This is a genomic window from Phocaeicola plebeius, from assembly GCF_003437535.1.
GTDB lineage: Bacteria > Bacteroidota > Bacteroidia > Bacteroidales > Bacteroidaceae > Phocaeicola > Phocaeicola plebeius_A.
On sequence record NZ_QSQT01000013.1, the window covers coordinates 73451 to 93850 of the forward strand.

The 20400-nt window shown below is 45.7% G+C and carries 17 protein-coding genes; 7 read left to right on the forward strand and 10 right to left on the reverse strand.

Annotation, left to right across the window (positions count from 1 at the left end; all coding sequences use genetic code 11):
• Positions 1–12 precede the first annotated feature (12 nt).
• From DXD04_RS08385 to DXD04_RS08420, 8 genes are all read right to left on the reverse strand, one after another.
• On the reverse strand, positions 13–1326 hold the full coding sequence (locus DXD04_RS08385; RefSeq protein WP_117672557.1) for an energy transducer TonB: 1314 nt from the start codon (positions 1324–1326) through the stop codon (positions 13–15).
• A gap of 128 nt (positions 1327–1454) precedes the next feature.
• Positions 1455–2711: an ABC transporter permease gene (locus DXD04_RS08390; protein WP_117672559.1), complete on the reverse strand. Its 1257-nt coding sequence runs from the start codon at positions 2709–2711 to the stop codon at positions 1455–1457.
• Positions 2712–2723: 12 nt separating this feature from the next.
• Entirely contained in the window at positions 2724–3899 is a 1176-nt protein-coding gene (locus DXD04_RS08395) for an ABC transporter permease (RefSeq protein ID WP_117672561.1), read from the reverse strand.
• A gap of 6 nt (positions 3900–3905) precedes the next feature.
• Positions 3906–4889, reverse strand: coding sequence for an HlyD family secretion protein (locus DXD04_RS08400; protein ID WP_117672563.1), 984 nt, complete (start codon positions 4887–4889; stop codon positions 3906–3908).
• Positions 4890–4898: 9 nt separating this feature from the next.
• Entirely contained in the window at positions 4899–6392 is a 1494-nt protein-coding gene (locus tag DXD04_RS08405; RefSeq protein ID WP_117672599.1) for a TolC family protein, read from the reverse strand.
• Positions 6393–6530: 138 nt separating this feature from the next.
• The gene (locus tag DXD04_RS08410) at positions 6531–7946 is read right to left on the reverse strand and encodes a S41 family peptidase (RefSeq protein WP_259299536.1); all 1416 of its coding nucleotides are present in this window, start codon (positions 7944–7946) and stop codon (positions 6531–6533) included.
• 12 nt (positions 7947–7958) lie between these two features.
• Positions 7959–8828 carry a hypothetical protein gene (locus tag DXD04_RS08415; RefSeq protein WP_117672565.1) on the reverse strand — a complete coding sequence of 290 codons (870 nt, stop codon included), beginning with the start codon at positions 8826–8828 and terminating at the stop codon, positions 7959–7961.
• A gap of 69 nt (positions 8829–8897) precedes the next feature.
• The gene (locus DXD04_RS08420) at positions 8898–10616 is read right to left on the reverse strand and encodes a fimbrillin family protein (protein WP_181977469.1); all 1719 of its coding nucleotides are present in this window, start codon (positions 10614–10616) and stop codon (positions 8898–8900) included.
• Positions 10617–10718: 102 nt separating this feature from the next.
• On the opposite strand from DXD04_RS08420, the gene trmB reads away from it, so the two are divergent.
• Both trmB and DXD04_RS08430 read left to right on the forward strand, forming a co-directional pair.
• A complete protein-coding gene (trmB, locus tag DXD04_RS08425; RefSeq protein ID WP_117672569.1) occupies positions 10719–11477 on the forward strand; it encodes a tRNA (guanosine(46)-N7)-methyltransferase TrmB in 759 nt (252 codons plus the stop codon).
• Positions 11478–11495: 18 nt separating this feature from the next.
• On the forward strand, positions 11496–12593 hold the full coding sequence (locus DXD04_RS08430; RefSeq protein ID WP_022052682.1) for an Mrp/NBP35 family ATP-binding protein: 1098 nt from the start codon (positions 11496–11498) through the stop codon (positions 12591–12593).
• 418 nt (positions 12594–13011) lie between these two features.
• Here DXD04_RS08430 and dinB read toward each other — a convergent pair whose 3' ends face one another.
• Positions 13012–14118, reverse strand: a complete 1107-nt coding sequence (gene dinB / locus DXD04_RS08435) for a DNA polymerase IV (RefSeq protein WP_117672571.1) — start codon at positions 14116–14118, stop codon at positions 13012–13014.
• A 127-nt stretch (positions 14119–14245) separates the two neighbouring features.
• Between dinB and DXD04_RS08440 the strand changes: the two genes are divergently transcribed.
• From DXD04_RS08440 to fmt, 3 genes are read left to right on the forward strand one after another with little or no spacing between them, the layout of a single operon-like run.
• Positions 14246–14809 (forward strand): L-threonylcarbamoyladenylate synthase, encoded by a 564-nt coding sequence (locus tag DXD04_RS08440; protein ID WP_040313312.1) that lies wholly within the window; start codon positions 14246–14248, stop codon positions 14807–14809.
• A gap of 12 nt (positions 14810–14821) precedes the next feature.
• Entirely contained in the window at positions 14822–16621 is a 1800-nt protein-coding gene (locus tag DXD04_RS08445) for a chloride channel protein (protein WP_117672573.1), read from the forward strand.
• Positions 16622–16636: 15 nt separating this feature from the next.
• On the forward strand, positions 16637–17608 hold the full coding sequence (gene fmt / locus DXD04_RS08450; RefSeq protein WP_117672575.1) for a methionyl-tRNA formyltransferase: 972 nt from the start codon (positions 16637–16639) through the stop codon (positions 17606–17608).
• Between the two features lie 16 nt (positions 17609–17624).
• Here the strand turns inward: fmt and DXD04_RS08455 are convergent, their stop codons facing one another.
• Positions 17625–18341, reverse strand: coding sequence for a NigD1/NigD2 family lipoprotein (locus DXD04_RS08455; RefSeq protein ID WP_117672577.1), 717 nt, complete (start codon positions 18339–18341; stop codon positions 17625–17627).
• A 153-nt stretch (positions 18342–18494) separates the two neighbouring features.
• Between DXD04_RS08455 and DXD04_RS08460 the strand changes: the two genes are divergently transcribed.
• Positions 18495–19037 carry an RNA polymerase sigma factor gene (locus DXD04_RS08460; protein WP_022052688.1) on the forward strand — a complete coding sequence of 181 codons (543 nt, stop codon included), beginning with the start codon at positions 18495–18497 and terminating at the stop codon, positions 19035–19037.
• Positions 19038–19040: 3 nt separating this feature from the next.
• A complete protein-coding gene (locus DXD04_RS08465) occupies positions 19041–20342 on the forward strand; it encodes a porin family protein (RefSeq protein WP_117672579.1) in 1302 nt (433 codons plus the stop codon).
• Positions 20343–20400: the final 58 nt, after the last annotated feature.

Below are 20400 nucleotides of genomic sequence, written 5' to 3' on the forward strand. Positions count from 1 at the left end.
TAAGTTTTACATTTATTCTTCTTTTTGAATAGCTCCTTCAGGTACGACTTCTGATGTTTTCTCTTCCTTGGACTCTGCGGGCGTATTTTCCTTGTCTTTGATGCCGAATAGCCAGCGGAAGAAACGGACTAAGAAGTTCCGTTTTTTCGGTTTGACTTCTGTGGCTTCAGAAGTAGACAACGGGGCAACTGTCTCTTTTTGTACGCTTGTACTGTCGGTAGAGACCACTAAGGTTGTATCTGTGGCCAATGTATCTGTCATCAGTGAGTCTACGGATGGCATAGGGATAACCTGAAGAACTGAATCCTCCGCAAGAGAGTCTGCTGGAGCAGAAGGTACCGAAAGACTGTCTTTCTTTATGTCAGGAGTGGATTTCGGGGCAACAGGAGGAGTCGGTTTCGGTTTCTTGAAAGGAACCGGAACAGAATATTTACAGCGTACGTTAATCCCATGTTCCTGAGCCGGAATCCAGTCGGGCATCACTATGATGGCATCTAAAGCGGCCGTATCCAGACGTGCGTCCAGCCCTCTTACGATGCTGGGAGAAGTGATACTACCGTCTTTCTCTACAATGAATTGAATCATGACCGCCCCCTCTTTCTGAGTTTCTTCAGCCAGTTCCGTGGTATGCGCCTTTCTTCTGATATAGTTGAAGAAGGCTTTCATGCCTCCAGGATACTCCGGCATTTTCTCTACTACGTGATACACCCGGTCGGCTCCTTTCTTTGTCATTCGTATTTCCAGCGGCTGGTTAGGGTTCTGCAAGAAAGATTCGATGTCGAGATACTTGTTTTCCATGCGTTCTGCCCGTATCATAATCAGGTGACTGTAATCCGCTTCAATACTGAATTCACCCTGCGCATTAGAGAATGTGTGTTTCCCAGTTCCCTGGATGCTGATTTCTGCATGAGGAACAGGTTTACCTCCTTCTTTCAGCACGCCATTTACCAGTAAAGTCTTACCGCTTTGCTTGAAGCGTGCCAAATCCTCCGGACGGTCTATGCGGATGATTGTATCTTGTGCTGCTTCGTCCAGTCGCAAGGATTTGATAGTTCTGTTCTTATCTGTCGGGAAGTAAAAATTGGCAGTACGAACGTAATTGTTGTCAATGGATTGTTCGAAATCGATGAGACCTTGTTCGTTACTGATATACTCGCTGCTGTAGCCTGCCACTTTCAGAATGATACCTTGTTGTGGTTCTCCTCCGGTATTCAGTACGGTAATTCGGAAACGCTGTTTCTTGTTTTCCAATGGAGAAGCCCCCACCTGAGGTAATGTAATCAGGCAACATATCAGCCCGGCGAATATATAAATAAGATGTTTCATAAGCTCGTTTATAAATATTCGCAAAGCTACGAGTATTCTGGGGTATTCACTCTTGTTCAGGTGTTAATAAAGATAAATTATCCGGCCTGGTAAAATTTACGAAGCCGGATAATTGAACTAAAGTTTGGTTATTTGGATGTCTTGGCAACCAGTTTTCGTAGCCTGAACATGCGTAGGCGTTCCATGGCATGTCGGCGGCTCAATATGATTTGTCGCCGGTAGACAATGCAGGTTGTGAAGAAATATACGATAGCCTGTATCCAAAGTGCCTGATATTCGACTAACACTTCCGGAAGAGTTGCGCCCATGTTATTGATTCTTACAAACCCGTTGATACCGAACGTAGATGGGAATATCCAGGAGAATACTTTCCAGAACGTAGGTACGGCAGCTCCCGGCCAGGAGATTCCGGAGATAAACAGGAGCGGCACGGAGGTGAAGACATAAATCATCAGACACGATTCTCTGTGATGTATAAAGATGGAGCAGGTCATCGCAAAGAAAATACATGCCAAGATGTAAGGCACCACAAAAGCCAGCAAGGTCATAGGTTGTGCAATTTGTACCAAATCAAATAGTTGCGGTACAAGGCAGAGCACATACGCAGCCACTAATGCATAAATCAGGAAATAGGCCAATGACTTTCCGCCTACAATGCGGAGCGTACCCTGATACTGCCGGCTGATGGGGACCAAGTCTTTGAAGCGGTTATTCTCACGGGCGGTTCCTGCTGAAAGTCCGATGCCTAACAATAGCGTCTGCTGTATAATCAGGATGAGCACAGCTGGAATCAGGAAGCTGGCAAATCCGTCTTGCGGGTTGAATAGCGATATATCTTCGTATTCAATGGGAGCCGTACTGATCTCATCCTGCCGTTCCGTTGTATTTCCCATTCGCTGTATCTGAATTTTTTTATTTAAGGTAAGTGAAGCGTTGGTACTTGCCAATACTAGTGCTTTGTAGTATAGCATACCACTCATGTCACAATAAATACTGACTGTAGTTTGTTTTCCGGAGGAAATGTCTTTACTGAAGCTTTCCGGAATGTAGAGAATGCCATATACCCTTGTTTCTTTCAGTAGGTTTTTCCCTTCTTCCATATCCGCACAATGCGACTGGATATGCACATCGGCGCTTGCATCAACCGTACGGATAAACTGGCGGCTGAGTGCCGTGTTGCTGTTGTCAATCACCGCTACAGGCACTTCTCGTACCACCTCATTGGTATAAATAAAGGCATATACCAGCGGGTAGGCCAGCGGGACAAGCAAGAAGAAAATAAGTACGCCCTGGTCTTTGAAAACGGCTTTCAGTTCCTGCTTGCATATATGGAAGAGACCTGCAAAGCCTTGTTGTATGGTTTGTTTTAACGATTCTTTTTTCATGAACGCAAAGGGTTAAGGGATATAGACATAATGCAGCATGGCCGTGCGTATTCTTTTCAGGAAGAAGAAAGGCAGGAGCATGAATAGCAGCAGGGCGGTAACGGCATGCCAGGCATAAATGACCGGATAACCGTTTAAGGCCAAATTCACGTAGAGCAGGAAATAATGCCGCAAGGGGAACAAGACGGATAAAGCCTGCAGTGTAGGGTGCATCGCCATGACCGGGAAAGTGAATCCCGAGATGGAGAATGAAATGACTCCCCACAGAGAAGCAGCACTCAATGCCAGACGGAGTGAACCGAACAAACCGAAAAGGAATACGCCGAATGCTTGTGAAGCAAGTACCAGCAGCAGCCCGGCTAACAGCATCGGGAAAATCCCGCTGTGACACGGATAGTGCAGGAATCCGTACAAGTACACATTATAGAACGTGGCCATGATGAAGAACGTCACGGTTTGAGGAATCAATTTCCCCACCAGTGCCGTCACAATGGAGTTATCGGCCAGTTGCATCAATTCTTTTGAAGTCTTTTCCTTTAATTCTGTTCCGATGGTATATACGGTAGTCAGGAAAATGAGCAGCATCAGAATGCCCGGAAACAAGGTATTACACAGGTACACCGAGTAGTTCAGCCAGGGGTTGTTCAGTGCATGGGTAGAAATGACTACCGGTTGCAGGAAGGCAAGTGCCTGGTCTTCGGTGGCTCCTTTGGCTAATAGAGTTGCTTGTTCCACGGCTGCAGAGGCTAACTCCGACATGGTTCTCTGGTCCTTGTAGAGCAAGGAACCTGCTATCAGGTAAGAATAGTTGACATAGAAAGATACCTTAGGCTGTCTGCTGGCAAGGGCTTCTTCGGTCGTTCCTTTCGGAATGTAATAGAATGAATAAATCTCTCCGCGCTGTACGGCCTGTCTTGCTTCTGTGACACTTGGGTAATGCGCTACAATCTGGGTCTGCTGAAACGCGTCCAGGTTGCGGATAATGTTGCGTGTCGTGGCGGTGTTGTCGAGGTCCACCACTCCTGCAGGCAAATTGGTCGGCAGCCCGTTTTCCATCAGGGTGGTGAAAAACAGGAAACAGAACAATGGAGCGATGACCATGCAGAACAGGTACATCGGCTTGGTGGCAATGCGGAGAATTTCTCTTCGCATCACTTTCAGGTAACATTGATAGGTGGTTGTCGACATGTGGATTTATTTTTCAATGATAGCAGACATACCCGGACGTAAATTTTCTACAGGCTGTACGGGTTTTGCCTTTACTTCAAAAGTCTTCAGGTCAAACTGACCGGTGGTCTTGGTGGCTTTCCATGCGGCATACGTACCTAAGTCCTTCATGACTGTCACCTGGAATTCAGCTTCTTTTTCCAGGGCAGGCACGTAGGCTTTAATCTTGCTTCCTACGGTGAAGTCTTTCAGAAAATCCTCACGTACGTTGAATGTCACCCACATGTCATCCAGTTGGGCTACGTTCATGATGGGAGCGCCTGTACCAACCAGTTCACCTACTTTCGGGAAGATTTCGGCCACTTCTCCATCGGCTGCAGCTACTAAGTAAGTTTCCGATACGTAAGAAGAAACCTCGGCTACAGCTCCTTTTGCACGTTCTACCTGTGCGGCAGCCATGGCCTTGTCTTCACGCTGTGCACCATTCTTGGCCATTGTGTACTGTGCATTGGCTGCACGTTCGGTTGCCTTCATGGCATCGTATTGTGCTTTTGCTTCATCTCTTTTCTGTGCGGTCATCACTCCTTCTTCGTACAGGCGGTTCACACGGTTGTATGATTTTTCGGCAATCTCCAGTCCTGCTTTGGCTTTCTGCCACATTTCGTATGCGGCCTGCAGTTGCTCGCTTCTTGTACCTCGCAGGGCCTTCTCGTTCAGTGCCTGTGCAGCCTGTTCGGCAGCTTGTGCCTGCGACAATTTAGCCATTACATCCGGAGCTTCCAGAATAGCCAGTGTATCACCCGCTTTCACTTTATCTCCTTCGCTGACAAAGAATTTCAGGATACGTCCCGGTACCTTGCTCGATACCCTGTATTCTGTGGCTTCAGCCTGGCCTTGTATGATTTCAGGACCTTTTCCTAAGGTGAAGAATCCGATGATGCTGACGATAACGATTACGGCTAACAATGTAAAGAAGGCCAGCATGATATTGTTGCGTTGAGTCTTTTCCATATATCTGTATTATTTTAAAATTCCCATTGATTTGTTCAAATAAAGTTCACTCATTTTGACGTCTATCTGTGCGTCTATTTTTCCAGCTTGCGCCGAGAACCAGGCAGTTTGTGCTTCCAGCACGTTGCTGGTCGGAATGACTCCTTCCTTAAATCCCAAATTGGCATAGCGCAGGTTTTCTTCTGCTTTTTCCATGTTCTTTTCGGCTAAAGCTAATTTCTTGGTCGATTCATTTACCTTATAGGAGTTCTGTGTTACCTGGAGTTCCACTTTTTCTTTGATGTCTTCCAGTTTGTAGCGGGCGATGTTCGCTTCTGCCTTTGCGGCCTTTACCTTATAGATACCTTCTCCCCAGTGGAATACAGGGATTTTTACGACGATTCCGGCAGCCCACATGCCACGGAATTTATTTTCAAATCCGTTGACGAGCGATGGGTTGGTCACTAAGTAATTGGCGGTCAAAGCTACAGAAGGAAGAAAATCCGCGCGAACTACGTTTACTTTCTGGCGATAGATTTCCGATGCCAATTCCAGACTCTTCAGCTCTTCACGGTTGCTGAGAGCCGTGCTTACGTTCGCCTCCGTATAGGTGTTGGGGAGGGGCAAGTCTTTCATGCTTTCATCGGCCAGTTGGAAATCGGTTTCCAACGGAAGACCACAGAGCTGGCACAAAAGCATTTTTGAGAGGTTCAAGCCATTATCTACCTGAGTAAGCATCATTTCGGCTTCATTCACTTTCACTTTGACACTTAATCCGTCGGCTTTGGTAGCCACCCCTTCTTTTATCATCTTGTCTACGTCCGAATCCAGTTTCTGTACCAGTTCCAAAAAATTCTCTGCCAGTTTTTTCTTATTGACGAGTGAAATGATTTGCCAGTAAATCTGGTCCGTCTGCAGGATAAGATCTTGCATACCCGTGGCATGCTGTGATTCAGCCAGACGTTCTGCATATTTGGTAATCTTGTTGTAGGCAATGATTTTTCCACCCATAAAGAGAGGCTGGGTGAGGGTCGCAGCTCCCACCGTCATGTTTCGGGTATCTGTACGGAAGGCATCCACCAGACCTTGTCCTACGGCGTTCAGTCCATCCGTAAGTCCGGCCACAGCACCCGGCAGCAATCCTTGCAATCCGGCAGCCAGTCCGGGATTTGCCGCAGCAAGTTGTTTCATGGCAGCCTGGAATTCAGCCGACTGCATACCTTGCTGCAACTGGTTTCCTAAGTTGGTACCCATGTTACCGATGCTTTGCTTCTGTGCATCACTGAGCAGGGATATTTCTTTTTGCGTACGCATATATCCCCCTGTAAGATCAATTTTAGGCAGATAATTAGTGAATGCAGCCTTCTTCTCATAGTGGGCGGCATTGACTTTTTCCTGTGAAATTCGCAGCTCTTTGTTGTTGGCCAGAGCGAGCGCCCGGCAACTGTCCAGAGTAAGTACTTGTTGGGCATAACTGCTGAGAGTTGCGCCAAGCAGTAAGAGTAAACTTGTAATTCTTTTCATTACTGATGCTGACTTTTTATTTGGTTGCTTATGCAACATTGCAAATGTATGACATTAGAACAAATAGTCAAAGCGTTTTGTTGAAAAGAATCAGTAATAAATTTAATTTTTGCTGAGCGTGTGTCTTACCGGTTACTTTTATCTTTTTATGCGGTTGTAATGAGGCTTCCGTGCAATGGGGTCAACCAGCAATTGTACATGCTTGGAAGTCCGGCTGCGGCTTAAAGTCGTAGCATCTTCTGATTCGTCCGGATTGGTAACCACCGGGAAACTTCCGTTTTCCATTCTATATAGAACCGGTTGCATAAGCTGGTCTTCAGCCGAACCAAAATCTCCTAATTCAGCTCCATAGTTTTCTTCTATTTCGAAATCCGGCAATAATCCGTTCTTGAAATAGTCATAATATCCTTGTGAGTTGCTCAGGTAAGTAGTGGTGAGCCATAATTCAATGCCTGGAGCTTCTGCATTGGTAAACAGTTGCTGAGCCACATTCTTTCCGAAAGTGGCTGCTCCTACCTGATACAAACGACCTTCCATATAGGGCTTCAGGCAGTTGATGACAATTTCAGAAGCGGAGGCAGTATTGCCCGAAGTGAGGATATACAGGTTTTGATAAGACAGACTTGCTCCTCCGGTCAGCGGACTGGATTCGAAGTTCAGTGTTTCCGTTTTATTGATTTTGTCATTGTAAGTCATGTGCAGGAAAGGCTGTCCCATTGCCGTAGCGGGAGCCAAAGCCGAGCAAAGCTGCTGCGATGTATTTACATATCCTCCCGGATTGTAGCGCAAGTCCAGGATTATATCGTCAAACTGCTGTCCGTTCAGTTGTGAAAACGCTTCCTTGAGTGCATCGGTACTTTCTCCAAATTCGTTGTACAGCAGGTAGAACGCTTTTCGTGAACCCGAGGAGATGATGCCGTATTTAAGTACATCTTGTTCTTCCACGTAGCGAGGTTCCGGCATCTGGACTACTCCAAGCGTATCAAATTCCACGTAGTTGAATTCCGGGTCGTCCACCTCTTCCGGATAAGGATTGTATTTACCTAATGTAAAACTGTACGCTTTTGTCGGTCGGGTGATATAAGTGGAATAATCACTTGTGGATACTTTCTGGTTGTCTACAGCAATAATCCAGTCACCTCGTTTTAGTCCGGCTTCTTCTGCTGGCGAATTAGGCTGTGTATACAAGACTCTCAGCGCATTTGTTCCTCCTTCAGTACGTACCAAGGCCGCTTCAAAACCGAAACAGGGATAAGTGCTGGTGGCACGCGAGGTAGTAAACACGGAGTCTACATGAGAAAACACATACCCGTTTTTCTGGTCTTTGGAGGATGCGGCTGAAGTAAGAAACTCAGCCGGCTTCTTGAAAAAGTCCAGTTTCTCTTCTGCCGGAATATCTTCATAAAAAAGATAGTTTTCCTGCATCACCTCGTAAATCCATGTCTTGGTGGCAATCAGGGCATAGTATTCTCCTGAGCGGTCTTCTCCGCAGGAAGATAGCAGGCCCATTAGTGCAAGCCAACCGTATATCAGGTGACTGATGTGCTTTTTCATGTTTTCTGAAAATTATTTCATGCGGAATGAACCCTGACCAATCATGCTGCCGTCGGCGAATATATACACGTGGTATGTACCGGCCGCCAAGAATTCTTCTACGTCCCAGTATACCGTAACCGTCTGTTCTTCACCCGTGTATTCAATGTATTTCTTGATAGAATAGCTGATGTTGCGGTCTTCAAACTTGAACTGATTGCTCGGACTCTTGGTCAATACTTCGTTGTCCGGTTTGGCAATACGTACATAAAGGGTCTTGTTACCCGTCTGTGCCGTAATGTTCTTCACGATGGTGAATGAAATTGCAATCTTCTTGATATTCTTTACACGTTCCGTATCGCGTCCTCTTTTGTTCAGTGTCTGTACCCGAATGTTGGTGGCATCCAGTTGGGCAGCCAGTGATACTTTTTCATTCAGGCTCTTTGTTTCTTGTGACAGGTTGGAAATCTGTGCGGTAGCAGCACTATATTTGCTTTTTACTTCCTGATTTTCCTGCATCAAGGCAGCATTGATTTTGTTCAGGGAGTCTATCTGCATTACGTAGCTTCTCAATACGGCACGTACGGTTTTCAATTCTTTTTTCAATCGCATGATTTCAGCTGCATCACTGGTTTTCACCTGACGCAGTTCCTCCAGTAAGCGTTGGGTTTTCAGTTTTTCACTTTCCAGCTTTTCGCGCAAGGAGTCATTATTTATCTGAATCTGCAATTCGTCGTATTGGGTAGCAAACGTGCTGTATTCATTTTCCATCTCTTGTTTTTCCACCGCAAAGAGCTGACTCATTTCTTTGTTCTTGCGAGCTTCATTTACGGCAAAGAAAGATACTGCTGCTACAATCACAGCCAATATAATGATGGTGATGATAAATTTTTTATTGTTCATGGTTTCAATTTTTGCATTTGGCGCAAAAATACAATATTTATGAATACCTTCTTTTTATTTTTAGAAAAATTATGGGGATACCAGGATGGCAGGTAGCGTTTCTCCTTTTTCCCATAGCAGGAAGGAAGATTCGGGGTATAGTTTGGCTCCGCTGTCGTGTACCCATTGGTTCAGAATTTGATACAGATTGTCTTCGGTAATGCTTTGCTGGCTGCCGTATTGCATGATTGAATCAGAGGGAGCACTTACATAGTTGTTACCCACCGGTTCTCTGGTGTCTCCATAAGGGTAATAACAGCAGCGTATATTTGTGTTTTCTGTTTGCAGGCAGATGGCATGGTTCTTACTTGTGTTTCCTTTAAGATAGCAGTTCAGAATTTCTCCGTTTTTAGTGATACTGCAGATAAGACCGCTTCTGTTTTTAGCTTTACTGAAATTGCAGTTGGTGATTGCGCAATTGATGATTTTCCCACCTTGGTTGTAACGGGTAATAGCATTCCCTTGCAAACTTTCATTTTTCATCCAGACATTATCTATGTGGCAGTTGACGATTGTGCCTTCATTCCAGCCTGTCAAACACCCTAAATCGCTGTCACTTCGAATGGTTTCAATAGTGCAGTCACGTAATGCACAGTTACTAATTTCTCCTCGGTTTATGCCTGCCAGAAAGGCTGCATTTTTAGTGTCTGTCTGCTTGTTATATACTGCTTGTTTTAAAAACAGATTTTTTACAGCTCCGGTAGCAGATATTCCGCTAAAAAGACCGGCATAATAACTTCCATCCACTGTTTGTTCGAAACGTAGATTATTCAAACTATGTCCTTTCCCGTCAAATACGTCATTGAATAAGCCTTTTCCGGTGCTATCCCCTTTTTTGTACTTTCCAATCATTTGCACCTGTGTGGATTCTTCTTCAGTAAAGGTTAAGTCGTTCAGCAGGTAGTAGGTCGTGGTTTCTCCCGTTTTTTCACCAAACTCTTCCAAACTCCTGTTTTCATAGACTTCCCCGTTAATTAAATGGGTGAAAGCAATGAAGTCTTCTACGGTAGAAATGCCAGGGCTTTCGCCGTCTTGTTTTATGGAACAAATGTATTCGTATCCGGATGAAAAAGCATGTTCTTCCAGTTGACTTTCATAATCTTCTCCTGCGGCGGTATAGATCTGTATGTGAATGGACAGAGTGGTAGGTGGAACCAGAAAACTATATATTCCATCTTCATTTTGTTCCATTTGCATAGGAGAGGCTGTGTCTTGATAGGATATTTCTCCGGAATCAGGATTAATCCCGGTTACAGATAAAGAAGGGGTAAATTCTATCAGACTAATTTGGTTGTTCAGTTTGCTGGATACATTAAATACGATACGTGCAAACAAGTGCTGAAAAGATAAATGAATGTTTTCTCCGTAGTTTGTGGTGGCTTTGGCATAGAGCTGGTCGCATAAGAAACCATCCTGGTAAAAGGACTGGTGATTCCGGTACAAGGGAGGGCAGAAAGAACAACTGACAGCTGGTTGCTGGGAATCCTCCCATTCCGGAAGATTCTCTCCTTCCCAGTTGCTGCCGTTGTAGGAAAGTAGAAACTCGTCTGCATGAATACCGCCCTGGCTGTAAAAGGTCAATGTGCTTCCTGCAGGCAGGCCTTCGTTGAGCGTATTTCGGGAGGTATTGAAACGTGCTACATTTTCTCCTTGAATGATTAATGTATTTTGTATGGTTTTAATAGGCTCTTTTGTACATCCGATTGCCAGCAATAGAAAAAGTATGTTCTGAAAGATATGTCTGTTCATAATTCTCATTTTGTTATATAAACGTAATTCTCCTTTTTCGTTTCCCTTTTCACCGAAAAACTTTACCTTTGCACGGATTTAAAGGAAACGTTTCACGAAAATATGGGAAAAGGAAAATTAGCGAAATTCGCAGATATGGCGGAATATCCGCATGTGTTTGAATATCCGTATTCGGTGGTAGATGACGTGCCGTTCGAAATGAAAGGCAACTGGAACCGTGATTTCTTCAAGAACGACCATCCGATTGTGCTTGAATTGGGATGCGGACGTGGTGAATATACCGTGGGGCTGGCACGCCGCTATCCGGAAAAGAACTTTATAGGAGTCGACATCAAGGGAGCGCGTATGTGGACTGGAGCGACCGATGCATTAAAAGAAGGATTGACAAACGCAGCCTTTTTGCGGACGAACATTGAAATCATCGACCGTTTCTTTGCCCCGGGAGAGGTAAGCGAAATCTGGCTGACTTTCTCTGACCCTCAGATGAAGAAGGCTACCAAGCGGTTGACTTCCACTTATTTCATGAACCGTTACCGCCGTTTCCTGGTTCCGGACGGACTGGTACACCTGAAGACGGACAGTAACTTCATGTTTACCTATACGAAGTACATGATTGAAGCCAATCATTTTCCGGTGGAATTTATGACTGACGACTTGTACCATTCCGGTATGGACGATGACATTCTCAGCATCCGCACGTATTACGAACAGCAGTGGCTGGACCGCGGACTGAACATCAAGTACATCCAGTTCCATTTGCCGCAGGATGGTGAGTTGCAGGAACCAGACGTGGAGATTGAACTGGACGATTACCGGAGCTACAACCGGAGCAAGCGTAGCGGATTGAAAACAAGCAAATGATTCAAAACTGAAAAAGATATGACACTTTATCCGAAATTGATTATGGACGCACTGGCTACGGTGCGTTATCCGGGTAACGGAAAAAACATTGTAGAAGCGGAGATGGTGGCCGACAATCTTCGCATTGACGGCATGAAGGTGAGTTTCTCGCTCATTTTTGAGAAACCGACCGACCCGTTTATGAAATCGGTGGTCAAGTCGGCCGAAACCGCTATTCATACGTATGTATCGAAAGAGGTAGAGGTAACGATTGCTACCGAAAGCAAGCAGGCCGCTCGTCCGGAACCGGGCAAGATGCTGCCGCAGGTGAAGAACGTGATTGCGGTATCTTCCGGAAAAGGAGGGGTAGGAAAGTCTACCGTGGCAGCCAATCTGGCTGTGGCATTGGCTAAATTGGGCTATAAGGTCGGTCTGTTGGATGCCGATATTTTCGGCCCTTCAGTGCCGAAGATGTTCCAGGTGGAAGATGCCCGTCCGTATGCCGAAGAAGTGGGCGGACGCGATTTGATTGTACCGGTAGAGAAATACGGCATCAAGTTGCTTTCTATCGGTTTCTTTGTAGACCCCGACCAGGCTACACTCTGGCGTGGAGGTATGGCCAGCAACGCCCTGAAGCAGTTGGTGGCAGATGCCAACTGGGGTGATTTGGACTATTTCGTGCTGGATACACCTCCGGGCACCAGCGACATTCACCTGACCTTGTTGCAGACATTGGCCATTACGGGAGCCGTGATTGTCAGCACGCCGCAGCAGGTGGCATTGGCCGATGCGCGTAAAGGTATCAATATGTATACCAACGACAAGGTAAACGTACCTATTCTCGGTCTGGTGGAAAATATGGCCTGGTTTACTCCGGCAGAACTTCCGGAAAACAAATATTACCTGTTTGGTAAGGAAGGAACCAAGCGTCTGGCAGAAGAGTTGAATGTGCCGTTGCTCGGACAGATTCCTATCGTGCAGAGCATCTGCGAGAGTGGCGATGCAGGAACACCTGCTGCCCTCGACGAAAACTCTATGACCGGTATGGCCTTTATGGAGTTGGCACGCAACGTGGTGACGCAGACAGAAAAGCGTAATGCAGAAATGGCTCCTACGGAGATAGTACATACGCATTAATGTTTAAAAATGTAAATAAGAGCGGTGGCAGAAAATGCGCACCGCTTTTTTATGCCCTTTCCAGGCATTTTCTTGACGGGTTGACGGGTTGTCACCGGTTTTTCAAACTTTCTATATACAGGTGTGGAATAAGTATGACACACTTGTTCCACACCCCGCGTATATATACTTTATAAAAATGCCTGCCAACCCCGACAACCCGTCAAGATTTGTCTTTTTTCCTCCCTGGATGGCCGTTTTTCTTGTCTTTCAAAACGCCCTTGTGTTCAAATCAAAACGCACTTGCGTTTCAAGTCAAACGTCCTTGCGTTTTAGATTGAACGCACTTGCGTTTTTTGCCTGTGAATTTGTTTAAAAGTTCGAAATAGTTTTCGGGTTGGATTTATATGTATGGGTTACTCTCTACGTGGGGAGTATTTTAAATATAATCATCTTTAAATTCCAGTTCCAACTGAACAGGTCCGGAACTGACGTGCTCATTCATACCATTTTCTTCTTTCGGGTTGGAAACCGACAAGCCTAACAGGCGGATAGGATGCTGACTGTAGTCCACTCCTTTCAGCAGCCGTTTAGCCAGTGGAAGAATGTCGTCCAGGCGTTGGAGCGGCCGTTCCACACTCACACTGCGGGTGATTTGGGAGAAGTTGTCGAACTTCACCTTCAGCGTGAGGGTATTCCCTTTAAAATTCTTGGCTTTCAGCCGGTCGGTGAGTTCGTGTGCCACGTGATACAGTTCGATGATGAGTGACATTTCTGCCGAAAGGTCTTTTTCCAATGTATGTTCGCAGCCGATAGACTTGCGGATGCGTACAGCTTCTACCGGACGGTCGTCCATACCACGGGCAAAGTTGAAATAAATTAATCCGTTTTTCCCGAACTGCCGTTGCAGCATTTCCAACGAGCATTTACGCAGGGTCTCTCCGTTATAAATACCTAAGGTATGCATCTTTTTGGCCGTAATGGGGCCCACTCCCCAGAAAGCTTCAATAGGCAACCGGCGGATAAACTCATCGGCCTGGTCGGGGTGAATGGTGCAAAGTCCGTCAGGCTTTCGGTAATCGGAGGCGATTTTAGCTAAGAATTTATTGTAGGATATACCGGCTGAGGCCACTAAATGAAGTTCCTGGCGGATACGTTGCTTGATTTCTTTGGCTATATCTACCGCCAATGGAATTCCTTTCTTGTTTTCCGTGACATCCAGAAACGCTTCATCCAGCGAAATAGGCTCGATGAGGTCAGTATAGTCGTGAAAGATTTCATGTATCTGTGCAGACACGCTTTTGTAAACTTCCATCCGCCCATCCACGAAAATCAGTTGCGGACACAGTTTTTTCGCTTTTTGTGAAGACATGGCCGAACGTACGCCAAATTTACGGGCTTCATAGCTGGCGGCAGCTACCACTCCTCGTTTCTCTGCATGCCCCACGGCGATGGGCTTTCCGCGTAGTTCCGGGTGGTCGCGCTGTTCGACCGACGCATAGAAAGCGTCCATATCAATGTGGATAATTTTTCGTTCGGTGTGCATGAATGAGTGGATAGCTTTTCTGCAAAAAAACAAAACATTCTTGGGAAATCCTAAAAATCATTTGTATTTTTGCTGTTTGTAAAATGGTTTTGATGACTTTTTTGACAGCAAAAAATAAAGAAATATGATGAAAGATGAGATTAAGAAAGCCTGCGAGGTATTGCAGAAGGGGGGAGTGATTCTTTACCCGACGGATACCGTGTGGGGAATAGGATGTGATGCGACGAATGAAGAGGCGGTGAAACGCGTTTTTGAAATAAAGCAGCGGGCTGACAGCAAGGCGATGCTGGTGCTGGTAGACAGTCCGGTGAAGGTGGATTTTTATGTACAGGATGTGCCTTCCGTAGCATGGGACTTGATTGAAATGACTACGAAACCTTTGACCATTATTTACGATGGAGCGAGAAATCTGGCTCCGAATCTGATTGCAGCCGACGGCAGTGTAGGTATTCGTGTCACCTCGGAGGAGTTTTCCAAACAACTTTGTTTCCGCTTCCGCAAAGCCATTGTATCTACGTCTGCCAATATCAGCGGACAGCCTGCACCGGCCGTGTTCAGTGAAATCACGGAAGAAATCAAGCAGGCGGTGGATTATGTGGTGGATTACCGTCGGGAAGAAACCGGTCACCCCAAACCGTCCAGTATTGTCAAATTAGGCAAAGGGGGCGTGGTAAAAATTATTAGAGAATAAATTTTTTCTTTCATGAAAGTTGTAGACGAGAAGAACAGCTTGCTCCAGGGCTTTCTCCGTTGGAGGGAGAGACATATAAAGGACAAGCAGTTTGTATTGATTTTAAGCTTTTTAGTTGGAATCTGCACGGCGCTGGCCGCTTGTCTGTTGAAGTTCCTGGTAGAGTATATCAAGGAGTTCCTGACAGAAAACTTTGATTCTACAGGAGTAAACTGGTTGTACTTGGTGTATCCGGTGGTAGGTATCTTCCTGACCGGACTGTTCATTCGAAAAGTGGTGCGTGACGACATCAGTCATGGTGTGACCAAAATTCTGTATGCCATTTCGCGTAAGCAAAGCCGTATCAAGCGGCATAATGTATGGTCTTCCGTTTTTGCTTCGGCCATTACCATCGGTTGTGGTGGATCGGTCGGTGCCGAAGCGCCGATTGTGCTGACCGGTTCTGCCATTGGTTCGAACTTGGGCAGTATTTTCCGTATGGACCACAAGACGCTGATGCTGCTGGTGGGATGTGGAGCAGCCGGGGCGGTTTCGGGTATCTTTAAGGCACCGATTGCCGGTGTGGTCTTTACGCTGGAGGTACTGATGATTGACCTGACCATGGCTTCTTTGCTTCCCTTGCTGATTACCAGTGTGACGGCAGCTTCTGTTTCTTATCTGCTCACTGGTACGGAAGCCATGTTCCAGTTTCACCTGGATTATCCGTTCTCTTTGGAACGTATTCCATACGCCATTGCATTGGGCATTTTCTGTGGACTGGTGGCCTGGTATTTTACCCGTTCCATGAACTGGATTGAGAATATTTTCCGCCGTTATAGTAATCCGTATGTGAAGTTCCTGATTGGAGGAGCCATGCTGAGTATATTGATTTTTCTGTTCCCGCCGTTGTATGGTGAAGGTTATGATACCATTTCCCTGTTGCTCAATGGACGGTCGAATGCCGAATGGGACACGGTAATGAATAACTCTCTTTTCTACGGAAATTCACAGCTGTTGGTGGTGTATTTGCTGTTGATTATCTTGTTTAAGGTATTTGCCTCGAGTGCGACCAACGGTGGTGGCGGTTGCGGTGGTATTTTTGCACCGAGCTTGTTCCTGGGATGTATTGCCGGCTTTGTGTTCTCCTATGTGTGCAATGAGTTCCAGTTGGGAGGTACATACATTCCGGAAAAGAACTTTGCCCTGATGGGAATGGCGGGACTGATGTCGGGCGTCATGCATGCCCCTTTGACCGGAGTCTTCCTGATAGCCGAGCTGACTGGTGGATACGGTTTGTTCCTACCGCTGATGATTGTGTCAGTCTGCGCGTACCTTACTATTATCGTGTTCGAACCGCACAGTATCTATTCCATGCGTCTGGCGAAAAGTGGAGAACTGATTACGCATCATAAAGATAAGGCGGCTTTGACCATGATGAGCATGGAAACTGTCATCGAAACAGATTTTCAGGTGGTTCGTCCGGATATGGATTTGGCGGAGATGGTGAAGGCCATTTCAAAATCCGGCCGTAACCTGTTCCCGGTGGTAGATGTACGCAATGAATTGATTGGACTGGTAATACTGAACGACATTCGTAACATTATGTTCCGTCAGGAATTGTATCACAAATACCGGGTAGAGAATTTTATGGTCACCCCTAAAGCCTGCATTATTACGACAGATTCCATGGAAGACGTGATGGATAAGTTTGATAAGACGGGCTCCTGGAACTTGCCGGTGGTAGACGAAGACAACAAGTACATCGGTTTTGTATCCAAATCGCGCATCCTTTCTACTTATCGTCAGGTGATGGTGGATTTTTCAGCAGAATAAACAACGAAAAGAAATATGGAGAAGAAAGATTTACGAATTGTATATATGGGCACTCCTGAATTTGCCGTGGAGAGTTTGAAGCGGCTGGTGGAAGGAGGCTATCAGGTGGTGGGAGTCATCACCATGCCCGACAAGCCTATGGGACGGCATGGTAGCGTGCTTCAGCCGAGCCCGGTGAAACAATATGCCGTGTCGCAAGGATTGAAGGTGCTTCAACCGGAAAAGCTGAAGGATGAGAATTTCCTGGCCGAGCTGAGAGACTTGAAAGCGGATTTGCAGATTGTGGTAGCTTTCCGTATGTTGCCGGAGGTGGTATGGAACATGCCGCGTCTGGGTACATTCAATCTGCATGCCTCCTTGCTTCCGCAGTATCGTGGCGCAGCTCCTATCAACTGGGCGGTAATCAATGGCGAAACTGAAACAGGTATTACCACTTTCTTCCTGAAGCATGAGATTGATACGGGTGAGATTATTGATCAGGTACGTGTGCCCATTGCGGATACGGATAATGTGGAGATTGTGTACGACAAGCTGATGCACTTAGGGGGAGACCTGGTGGTGAAGACAGTGGATGCCATTTTGGAAGGAAATGTGAAGACCATTCCACAGGAGCAGCTGGCGGCAGCTACGGAACTTCATCCGGCTCCTAAAATCTTCAAGGAAACTTGTCGTATAGACTGGCAGGCTGGAGTGAAAAAGGTATACGATTTTGTACGTGGTCTTTCTCCATATCCTGCTGCATGGACGGAATTGCATCAGGGCGATGCCGCTCCGCTGGCATTGAAGATTTTTGAAACAGAGAAAGTCTTTGTCGCACATAATCTGAAACCTGGCAGCATTGTAACCGATAAGAAGACATATTTCCAGATTGCTTCTACCGACGGTTTTGTTAAAGTGCTGTCTTTGCAGCTGGCGGGTAAGAAACGAATGGAGGTAGCTGACTTCCTTCGCGGGTATCGCCACGTGGAAGATTCTTTCGTAGAATAAAAGAGTGTTATAATATTTATTTTTGCAGGGTGACGGTATGCGTATCGTCACCCTCTTTGTTTTTATAAAGGATGCGGAATCCCTTAAAGGCTGAGTCCTGATATTGCGGAATGCTGGAAAGTGTAAAGGATACGACTCCCCAGAATGAGTTGATTTGCAAGTCACTTTCCGGGTTATGCCGTAGCTCTACCGGCAGCAATCCGTTTTCATCCAGTTGAGCGTTTTGCGGAACCAGCAAGCTGATGCGATGGCTGATGTTGCTGTCATTTCCTCCGATTTCATACTGGATATTCAGGTGTTCTTTACTGATACTGGAAGAAGTGATAACTATCGGGGCAGTGCCGAAAGTCTCATCAAGAGCTGCATCTGTTTCGTCAGGAGTGACGATATTGGCGTCTTTGGTCAGCACTTTGTAAAGACTGATAATTTTTACTTCTTTATCTCCTGTGTTGTTTTGTTTGTCCTCGTTGAGAAATAAAATTTCCAGCAAAACCCTTTGTCCTAAAATATTCACCTTCTTTTCAGTGAAGATGCCGGGGTTTGTAGGGAGTAAGGTGCCATAAGTGTCAGAGTCTATAGTAATTCGTTCGGTATTTATTACAGTCCCCAAAGTGGAAAAGCTTCCGCTGTTTGAGGATAGTAAAAGTGAATCTTCCTGCTCAAAAGAACAAGAAGAAAGCAATCCGTATAACAGACATAAAAACAGATAAGTTATGTATTTTGTACGTTTCATATTTTAGGTGGCTTTTACGTATAGATAAATAAAATGATTGAGGGATACTGCATCTTTTTTTGTTAAAAACATTTTAATGAAGATTTTAATTAGGAAAAGGTGCAGTATTTTTGTGTGTTCATCATTTACTAACAAAAGCACGATAGGCTGAATATGACAGAAGAAGAATTGGCGTCGAAATGCAAGCTGGCGGATAATCAGGCTCGCAAGGAGTTGTACGAGCTGTATGGCGGTTCGCTGATGGCCATTTGTCTTCGTTATATAGGAGATCGGGAGGCTGCTGAGGACGTATTGCATGATGGGTTTGTCCGGATTTTTCAATCCATCGGACAGTTTACTTATCAGGGCGTCGGTTCTTTGAAGGCATGGCTTTCGCGTGTGATGGTGAATGAGGCGTTGGGGTATTTACGGAAGCGCAATCAATTGGCCCAGCAGGAAGTCTTGATGGAGCAGTTGCCTGATACGGAAGAGGATGATGATGGTGTGGGAGATATTCCGCAGGCAGAGCTGATGAAGATGATTGCGGAACTTCCAGATGGGTATCGTACGGTATTCAACTTATATGTGTTTGAAGATAAGAGTCATAAGGAGATAGCCCAGCTGCTGGGAATAACAGAGCATACTTCTTCTTCTCAGTTTTATCGGGCAAAGACCTTATTGGCAAAGAAAATCAATGAATATAGAAAGAAATTATAGGCAATGAAGAGCGAGAAAGAATGGATTAATAACTTACGTAACCGGATGGAGGACTATTCCGAGCCTCTTCCTGAAGGTCTTTGGGGCGAGTTGTCCAAGGAACTGGAAGAGCCGAAGACTCCAAAGGTGATTCCGATATGGAGACGGTGGCAGGCAGCTGCGGCAGTGCTGGTCTTGCTGGTGTCTTCCCTGACGTACTGGTTCTGGTCTTCTCCAGAAGCGGACTTCCGTAATCAGGAACTGGCTGTAGAGGTGGAGGATACTCCTTTGCCTGCACAAACTCCGTCTTTAGATGAGCAAGTGGCTGAAGTAAAGCATGCTGAATCTTTCCAGAAAGAACCTGTGGCTCTTTTGGCCAATGTCTCTTCTAAGAAATCTGCCGGAGAAGTGCCGGAAGAAATAGTAGAGGTAGCTCCTGCTTCAGTAGCATTGGCTGAACGGGAAGCACCAATAGAATCGGTTGAAGAAGAAAAGGCTGTAAAGCAGCAGGAGGTTAGTCGGTCTGCAGAAAGAAGCCGGAAGGTGAAAAAGAGTCGCGCGGCCGACCGGGAACAGATGGAACGTAATGCGAGGGCATTGAAAAATAAGTCGGATAAATCTTCAGGCTTTTCTGTGGGTGTTGGTGCTGGAAATACACCTTATAGCTCTTTGAATACATTTGATGGAATGGGAAGTTTTGTTGCCCGTTCGGCTTATTATACCTCCTCAGATTTGAATATGTCTCCGATAAATAATAACGGGCTGGCTTATAGTCAGGTGTTGTTGGAGAACGCCATACAGGCTCCTCAGACGACGGTAAAGCATCATATTCCTGTTACGGTAGGATTGACGGTAGCCTGGCAGTTTCATGAAGACTGGGCACTGGAAACGGGATTGAACTATACGTTGCTAACCTCTGATATTCGTTCCGGTTCTAAATCTTATGTAGAGGAAACGCAGAAATTGCATTATATAGGTATTCCGCTTAAACTGCATCGTTCCATCTGGAAAAATAACTGGCTTTCAGTGTATGCATCAGCTGGAGGAGTAATGGAAAAATGTGTATCTGGAAATTTGGAAACTGTGACTGTAACGAATGGAGGAAATCGTACGTCTGAAAATACTTCATTAGATGTAGATCCGCTTCAATGGTCTGTTACCGCAGCAGCCGGAGCACAGGTGAACTTTACTTCACGTTTTGGTTTGTATCTGGAACCGGGAATCGCGTATTACTTTGATGACCACAGTGGCGTGGAGACGATACGAAAGGAACATCCGTTCAATTTTAATCTGCAGCTGGGTTTGCGCTTTAATGTGACCAAATAAGTTTTTATAGTTGATTTATGAGAAAAGATGCTTATCTTTGTTGAAAAGAATCTGATTA

Coding starts and splice junctions, on each gene's coding strand:
- DXD04_RS08440 (WP_040313312.1), top strand. CDS start 14,246: ATGAAAGATGAGATTAAGAAAGCCTGCGAGGTATTGCAGAAGGGGGGA.
- DXD04_RS08415 (WP_117672565.1), bottom strand. CDS start 8,828: ATGAACAATAAAAAATTTATCATCACCATCATTATATTGGCTGTGATT.
- dinB (WP_117672571.1), bottom strand. CDS start 14,118: ATGCACACCGAACGAAAAATTATCCACATTGATATGGACGCTTTCTAT.
- fmt (WP_117672575.1), top strand. CDS start 16,637: ATGGAGAAGAAAGATTTACGAATTGTATATATGGGCACTCCTGAATTT.
- DXD04_RS08420 (WP_181977469.1), bottom strand. CDS start 10,616: ATGAACAGACATATCTTTCAGAACATACTTTTTCTATTGCTGGCAATC.
- DXD04_RS08455 (WP_117672577.1), bottom strand. CDS start 18,341: ATGAAACGTACAAAATACATAACTTATCTGTTTTTATGTCTGTTATAC.
- DXD04_RS08385 (WP_117672557.1), bottom strand. CDS start 1,326: ATGAAACATCTTATTTATATATTCGCCGGGCTGATATGTTGCCTGATT.
- DXD04_RS08460 (WP_022052688.1), top strand. CDS start 18,495: ATGACAGAAGAAGAATTGGCGTCGAAATGCAAGCTGGCGGATAATCAG.
- DXD04_RS08430 (WP_022052682.1), top strand. CDS start 11,496: ATGACACTTTATCCGAAATTGATTATGGACGCACTGGCTACGGTGCGT.
- DXD04_RS08445 (WP_117672573.1), top strand. CDS start 14,822: ATGAAAGTTGTAGACGAGAAGAACAGCTTGCTCCAGGGCTTTCTCCGT.
- DXD04_RS08410 (WP_259299536.1), bottom strand. CDS start 7,946: ATGAAAAAGCACATCAGTCACCTGATATACGGTTGGCTTGCACTAATG.
- DXD04_RS08390 (WP_117672559.1), bottom strand. CDS start 2,711: ATGAAAAAAGAATCGTTAAAACAAACCATACAACAAGGCTTTGCAGGT.
- trmB (WP_117672569.1), top strand. CDS start 10,719: ATGGGAAAAGGAAAATTAGCGAAATTCGCAGATATGGCGGAATATCCG.
- DXD04_RS08405 (WP_117672599.1), bottom strand. CDS start 6,392: ATGAAAAGAATTACAAGTTTACTCTTACTGCTTGGCGCAACTCTCAGC.
- DXD04_RS08400 (WP_117672563.1), bottom strand. CDS start 4,889: ATGGAAAAGACTCAACGCAACAATATCATGCTGGCCTTCTTTACATTG.
- DXD04_RS08395 (WP_117672561.1), bottom strand. CDS start 3,899: ATGTCGACAACCACCTATCAATGTTACCTGAAAGTGATGCGAAGAGAA.
- DXD04_RS08465 (WP_117672579.1), top strand. CDS start 19,041: ATGAAGAGCGAGAAAGAATGGATTAATAACTTACGTAACCGGATGGAG.